The 7158-nt window shown below is 54.7% G+C and carries 3 protein-coding genes and 2 pseudogenes; 4 read left to right on the top strand and 1 reads right to left on the bottom strand.

From position 1 onward, the window contains the following. On the top strand, positions 1 to 651 hold a 651-nt coding region (locus tag DO97_RS10220; protein WP_036533090.1), incomplete at its 5' end, for an IS5 family transposase. Here DO97_RS10220 and DO97_RS10215 read toward each other — a convergent pair. Then, positions 629 to 1525, bottom strand: coding sequence for a GAF domain-containing protein (locus tag DO97_RS10215; protein ID WP_036533041.1), 897 nt, complete (start codon positions 1523 to 1525; stop codon positions 629 to 631). The two genes, DO97_RS10220 and DO97_RS10215, sit on opposite strands and share 23 nt — an antisense overlap. Before the next feature lie 161 nt (positions 1526 to 1686). Here DO97_RS10215 and DO97_RS31035 point away from each other — a divergent pair. The 3 genes and pseudogenes from DO97_RS31035 (at position 1687) to DO97_RS10200 (ending at position 7146) form a co-directional block, all read left to right on the top strand. After that, positions 1687 to 4357: pseudogene (locus DO97_RS31035) on the top strand (chloride channel protein). A gap of 149 nt (positions 4358 to 4506) precedes the next feature. Beyond that, positions 4507 to 5184, top strand: a complete 678-nt coding sequence (locus tag DO97_RS10205) for an OB-fold-containig protein (protein ID WP_036533039.1) — start codon at positions 4507 to 4509, stop codon at positions 5182 to 5184. Between the two features lie 33 nt (positions 5185 to 5217). Continuing rightward, a pseudogene (locus DO97_RS10200) lies at positions 5218 to 7146 on the top strand (flotillin family protein). The last annotated feature ends 12 nt before the right edge of the window (positions 7147 to 7158 follow it).

The raw sequence follows: 7158 nt of genomic DNA, 5'->3' as shown, positions 1-7158 counted from the left end.
GAGGGAGTGCGATGGCGAGGGTTGCCAGGGGATTTTCCGGCATGGCAAACCGTATACACCTACTTTCGTCAGTGGCGCAAAGATGGAACCTGGGTGCGGATGCACGACCGATTGCGAGAGTGTACCCGAATTGAACAGGAGCGTCATCGCAGCCCGTCGGAAGCGATTATCGACAGTCAAAGTGTCAAAAGTGCCGCTGGAGTGAGCCAATCGGTGGGCTACGATGCGGGCAAACAAATTAAAGGTCGAAAACGGTTTATGACGGTCGATACCCTGGGATTGCTGTTGCGGGTCTTGGTGACTGCCGCGAGTGTACCCGAACGAGAGGGGGCTAAACAGGTACTCCAACAGGTGAAACAGATGGGTCAAGGGGTATCGCGACTGCATACGATTTGGGCCGATGGCGGTTTTGACGGTAATCCATTCCTGATGTGGGTGATGGATGTTTGTCGGTGGATTGTGGAGGTTGTGCTGCGACCAGAGCAAACCAAAGGGTTCGTATTGCTGAAAAAAAGGTGGGTTGTTGAACGAACATTTGGCTGGCTCATGGGGTACCGTCGATTGGTTCGAGACTATGAGTTATGGCCAGAAACTTCGGAGACATTTATTTACCTGGCCATGATACGAATCATGGTGAGGCAGTTAGCATAAAATCTGACCCAAAAAACCTTTTAAAACATCCTCTAACATTGACTCGCTTAACCTGCTTCAGTTGAACCGTTATCGGATTCTCTTCATCTGGGATTTCAAGCCCTAGCGTCATTGGCAGATCGGGATGTTGTCGATATTCAGCAATCACCTGCCAACACCTGCGCTCTGGTAAATATTGTTCAATGGTTGTCCGATCCACTTGCAGAAGTTGGGCAATTTCAGTCGTCGCTGTAGAAAAAATGATATTCAAATCCAGAGACTGAGAAATTGCCCGCACCACTTGATTCAGTGCCTGTTCTTTTTCTGCGCGTTGCCGGAGCGTATTTTCTGCACTTGCAGTGGAGGTTGAGTGCCCTTGGTCAAGTTGCTGGTGCAGGGCTGCCTGGTACAGGGCAATGCCTAGCTGTACTGCCATCTGTTGCAGAAATTGCACCTCTACCGATTGCCACGATCGCTGACACTGACAATGGTGAACCATCAGCCATCCCCAGCGATCGCCCTGGGCGATAATGGGCACCGCTAGCGGTGCCTGCCCCTGGAACTGGGTGACGAAGGCTGCCCAGCCAGGATTGATGTCTCTGTCTGCTAGGTCTGAGATCGTGTTGTCTGGTTCCTGCCGCTCCCGATCGATCCCCAGAGCGTTGAAGCAGGGAGCAGAGATCATCTGCCCCAGCATCGGTGTCCAGCCCGCCCCCACAGACTCAAAGGAGACTTCACCACTGCCATCGGGTTGGCTACGACAAATGATCCCGCGATCGGTGTAGAGTGTCCCTCGAATGACCGTGACAGCATTCTGGAAAATTTCCTCCAGCGCCACGGACTGATGAATTTGGAGGGCGATCACTGAAATTGCGTTTAAGATTTGCTCAGACACTATGGCAGAAATAGAGAACGAAGGATCAGGCATCTGGAAGCAGTTGTGCGGATTGATGCTCACTGCCCTAGCCATGAATTCTATCGACTAACCATGAAGTTAATATTCCGTAATCTTACTCGTTTTGTCCTGCAAGCCTTCGGGTCAAACTCCTTTGCCTGATGTGGATTGCTGCCATTGTTCAATCTCTGCGCTCCCTGCTAAGACCCAAACCGCTGGCAATTTTTGAGGCCTGTCTCATTGGTTTTTGCTCGGCGTTGGCAGCGGTTTTACTCAAGCAGTCGGTGGCATGGTTGGACGGCTGGCGGGTCATGGCGACGCAGTTGGTACCTGCTTGGCTAGCGTTACCGAGCATTGGCCTCGTCGGTGGTTTTTGGAGCGGCTGGTTGATTGAGGCATTGGCACCGGAGGCGACGGGCAGCGGCATTCCCCAAGTCAAAGCGGCTCTGGCTCACGTGCCCATTGCCTTAGATTTACGGGTGGCTCTGGTAAAGCTTGTCAGCACCAGTCTCTCCCTGGGATCGGGGCTGGCCTTGGGCAGACAAGGGCCAACGGTGCAGATCGGTGCCGCCTTGGCTGCCCAATTTAGCCGCTGGACAGAAACCTCCCCGGCCTACCAGCGGCAATTAATTGCTGCCGGTGCCGCTGCTGGATTGGCAGCCAGCTTCAATGCCCCCATTGCTGGGGTACTGTTTGTGGTGGAAGAACTACTTCAGGATGTGTCTGACTTCACCCTCGGCACCGCGATTCTGGCGGCGTTTGTCGGCGGGGTCGTGTCCCGCTTACTAGGAGGGCGGGGTCTGATCCCGGATCTGAGCCAGGTTCAGACCAGTTTTTCAGTTCAGGAAATTCCCATTTTGATCGGCTTGGGAATTCTGGCAGGACTGCTGGGGGCATTGTTCAATCGTGGAGTGCTTGCCAGTCTCACCTTTAACCGTTCCCGGCTCCACCACTTGACCCTACCCTGGCGCGTCAGTCTGGCCGCTGGCCTCACGGGCATAATCATTGCTCTGCTTCCCGATGGGTTGCGCTACAGCGTCGAGCTGCAAGATTCTTTAGTCATTGGAGGGATGGACTGGCAGATCACCGCTTTGGTCTTCGTCACCTACTTTTTGCTCTGTTTAGTGGGGTTTGGCTCCAGTGCACCGGGGGGGATTGTTTGCGCCCTCCCTGATTTTAGGTTCCGCCTTGGGAAATCTCGTGGGAACTGGGTTGCACAGCCTGAATCTGCCGCACAGTCTTGATATCGGTTCACCGACCCTCTATGCCTTGACGGGCATGTGTGCCTTCTTCAGTGCCGTAACCAGGGGGCCGATTACGGCACTGGTAATTGTTTTCGAGATGACGGCAGATTTTGATTTGGTACTGCCGCTGATGATTGGTTCGGTGGTGGCCTATCTGGTCGCAGAGCGCCTGTTTAAAGGGTCAATCTATCAGCACCTGCTGGAGTGGCGCGGTATTCATCTTCAACACAAGACGACGGCTGACCAGCGGTGGGAAGGATTGACGGCAACCGACATTATGCAGCGACGGGTGGAAACTCTCTCCAGTCAAATGCCTTTGGAGGAGGCATTCCAAGCATTTTCTCGCTCACCGCACCGAGGCTTCCCCGTGGTGGATGGGGGCAAATTGGTGGGCATTCTCACCCAGTCTGATCTGGCGCAACTGTCACCCCACCAACGCTCCGGCAAGGTTCCCCTGGTTCAAATCATGACCCGCCAGGTGATCACCGTCAACCCCACCGACTCGCTCACCGCTGTACTGCATTTGCTCAACCGCTACCAGATCAGTCGGCTGCCCGTGATTGAGGGGCGCAAACTAGTTGGCATTATTACCCGTGCCGATATTATTCGCGCTGAAGTCGATCAGGTGCGGGGGGATGTGCGACCCCTCGGGCCAAAGCCGGAACCTTCCTATGTGGTTTATCAAACCAAAGCCCCGGCAACGGGACAGGGGCGGTTATTGGTGCCGGTGAGTAATCCCCAAACCATGGATGTGCTGTTGGGGTTTGCTGCCGCGATCGCCCGTCAGCGCCACTATGAGCTGGAATGTCTGCAAGTGATCCTGGTTCCCCGCCATATTCCCCCTGGGGAAGCAACGGTCAACATTGCCCTGAATCGACAGCTGCTGGATCATGCGGTGGCACAGGGGCTAGATTGGCAGGTGCCAGTGCATACTCAGATTCGGGTTGCCCATGATTTGGCTGAGGCCATTTTAGAGGTGATCAAGGAACGTCACATTGATTTGCTGATCATGGGGTGGAAGGGCGAAACCACAACCCCCGGTCGGATTTTTGGGGATGCGGTGGATACTGCCATTCGACAGGCCGCCTGTGATGTGGTGCTGGTGAAGTTGGGGGAGCATCTCAAAGGACTTCAGGGGCAAGCAAATCCCCTCTCCTCCCAGTCCGCCGCCGATGCCTTAATGCGCTTGATGCAGCTGAATCGTTGGTTAGTACCCATGGCGGGCGGCCCCAATGCTGAGTATGCGATTCAACTCTTGCCAGAATTACTTTCCTTAAGTCGTGACCCTACCATCCGACTGTGTCAGGTCTTTTATCCCTCGGAGCCCGCCCATGACACCACCGCCCTCGCAGCGGCGGCCAGCTTTCTCCGCCAGCGACTTTCCTTCCCGGTACTGGTCTCCCCTGTCTGTGCCGAGGCTGTGTCTGAAGCCATTATTGATATGGCTGAGAAGGATCAATGTGATGTAATTATTTTAGGCGCCAGTCGGGAGGGGCTGCTGCAACAAGTGATTCAAGGGAACACCCCGGAGGCGATCGCTCGGGGGTGTGACTGTACGGTGATTCTGGTCAGGAAGGCCCTTGCTTGATGTCAAAGGCTAGGGGCGGATGATCCCCATGGTTGTTGAGGGAGCCGCACTAGGAACATCCCACCCCTCAGTATTTTTGATCCCAGCCACAATTGACTAAACTTAACCTTAATCCTGCGATGTTTCGCGGTCTCAATAGGTAGCTCCCGATGCTGTTCGATCTGGCTAATTTACCCTACTGGATGCTGCTATTGCTGGGCGTGCTGTTGTTTGTATTTGTGATCGCCCTCGGGGGCAGCGACGATAGCCTCCATACCCATGTCGAGGGTGACTTCCCAGATTTAGAGGCCGATGCCGATGCAGGGTTTGGTTTCAGCGATCTCTTGGGGTGGTTGGGGGTTGGCAAAGCCCCTCTCGTACTCCTGCTGGCAGTCGATCTCAGTCTCTGGGGCGTAGTGGGCTGGATGCTGAATAGCAGTTTAGGGAGTCTGGGGGGTACGATGCCAGAGGGTTTAGGGGCGATCGCCGTGATGCTGAGCGCCTTAGGGGTGGCGCTGTACCTGGGGCGATGGGCAGCCCGTCCCCTAGAAAAAATTTTTGCCAGCTTTGGAGAAGATGCCAGTAGCGATCGCCTGGTAGGCTGTGTAGGCATCGTTAGTTCAGCCATGATTCCCCCCTATCAAACAGGACGGATTGGCCAGGTGAACGTCGTGGACTCGGCACGCAATCGGGTAATCATTAACGCCGCCCTTCCCGATTGGGCAACCGTCACTGCCAAACTCGGTGTCCCGGTCTTGGTGATTGACCGTCAGGATCAGATCTATCTGGTGATTGTGCAGGGTAGTGTCGATCAGGATCACTGGCTCAATCACTCATCCCATGGGTAAGATCCTGCTTCAGAACCTCAGGAAATACAGATTATGCTTTTCTGGTTAACCTTCCTTCAGACCCTGCCTACGATGTCAGTGCCGCAACCGCAGATAGCTAAGATCCCGCCCACCCAATCTCAGCTGCTGCTGTCAACCCTGCCGAGTCCCCTCATCCCCCGGCCTGTGGTGGGACAACTAGGCAGCGGCTTACTCTTCTTTCCTGGTCTGATTGGGGGGTCTGGTGTTGCTGCTGCTATTGAGCGTGTGGGCATATACCCGGGTCTATGTGATCACCCCCAACAACGAAGCCTTTGTCCGGACGGGGGGGTGTTTGCCAAGAAAAAACCCGTGATCTTAAACGGCGGCTGTGTGGTGCTACCGGGGTTCCATGAACTTACCCGGGTGCCCCTGCGGGAAATTTCCATTGATGTTGAACGCACGGGGAAGCTCGCGGTGCGAACCAAAGATTATCTGCGGGCAGATATGCGCGTCACCTTCTATGTTTGTATCAACGCCACGGAGGAGGATGTCTTAACCGCTGCCGCTCGTCTCTCCCAAAACAATCACATCACCCCGGACAACATTAAAAATGCCCTGGAGAAACGCGCCGATGATGCAATCCGAGCCGCCGCCAAAAACAAAGATCTCGCTGAGGTGGACTCCGATAAGTTGGGATTTGCCCAGGAAGTCTTAAATCTGATGCAGCAGGATTTGAGCAAGGTGGGGCTGACCCTGAATAATATCGCCATCTCAGAAATTCAAGAGAGCGACACCTACGACACCAACAATTTCTTTGATGCCCAGGGAGTCCGACTGCGGACTGAAACCATTCAGCGATCGATTCAACAAAAACGCGAAGTCGAACTCACTACCCAGGTAGCCATTGAGCAAAAAGAATTAGATGCCCGCAAGCGATCGCTACAAATTGCCCAGGAACAAGAATCCGCTCGCCTAGAACAACAATTCCAAATTGCCGCCCTGACCGCCCAGCGGGAGCGGGAAATTCAGGAATCCAAAGATCGGGAAGCTGCCGCCGCTCGCCGCAACAAAATTCTGCAAGATCAAGCCGTCGAAGAGGAAGAAATTCGCAAACAGTTGGGGGTGCAACAAAGTCAGATTCAGGCAGCTATCTCCCTAGAAGAGCGAAACAAGCAACTCAAAGTCACCCAATCCCTCCAACAACAGGAATCCGAAGTGGCGGAAATTACCCGTCAACAAACGGTGGAATCTAGCAAATTGCAAGCCCAAGTGCAGATTGCCGAGTCCGATCGACTGGCAAAACTTGCCCAGGAAGATGTGGCCATTGCCGTGGCGAATAAAAGGCGGGAAAGCTTTATGGCCGAAGCCCAACGTGCCAAGGCCGAAGCCAGTGTCCTCACAGCAACTGAAATTGAAAAGGCGGAACGTTCCCAACGTCTGTCCGTGATCGCCGCCGAAAAAGATGCCCAGGAAAAACGGGTGGCTGACCGCAACATCGTCGAAATCGATGCCTTCCGTCGGAGTCGGCAAGCGGAAGTGGCGCAACAAACCGCAGCATTAGAAGCCGAAGCCCTTCGCACCCTCGCCGCAGCCAACCGAGATCAAGCCTTAGCAGAGGCGGAGGGGATTCGTGCCCAGATGGTGGCTCAAAACATGATTAGCAATGCCAACCTGACCGCCCAATTGATTACCAACCTCTGGCCGCAAGTCGCGCCCCGCCTGCCGGAAATTCTCCAAGCCCTGGCACCCCAACCCGGTGTTTTGGGAGAAACCCGCATCTATGCGTTTCCCAATGGTGACAACAACCACGGAACCGGGGATATTCACAAACTGCTGCTCTCCACCAGTGGGCTGGCATTGATCAATACCTTGCTGGAGGAGGGGAAGCTCAGTGGGTTGGTGCAGCAGGTTGCCCAACTCCTAGGGCACTCCTCACCACCACCTACCGCTGACCTGACTTCAGAAGCGAGGGAGTTAGAACCGCATCAGGAGCAGGAATAGGGCTTCAGGCAG

Source organism: Neosynechococcus sphagnicola sy1 (assembly GCF_000775285.1).
GTDB classification, from domain to species: Bacteria; Cyanobacteriota; Cyanobacteriia; order Neosynechococcales; family Neosynechococcaceae; genus Neosynechococcus; species Neosynechococcus sphagnicola.
Note: the sequence above shows the minus strand (reverse complement) of the source record. Positions and strands in the feature narration are given on the sequence as shown.

Bases quoted from the DNA above. Each gene is read 5' to 3' on its own strand.
- DO97_RS10205 (WP_036533039.1), top strand. From the start codon at position 4,507: ATGCTGTTCGATCTGGCTAATTTACCCTACTGGATGCTGCTATTGCTG.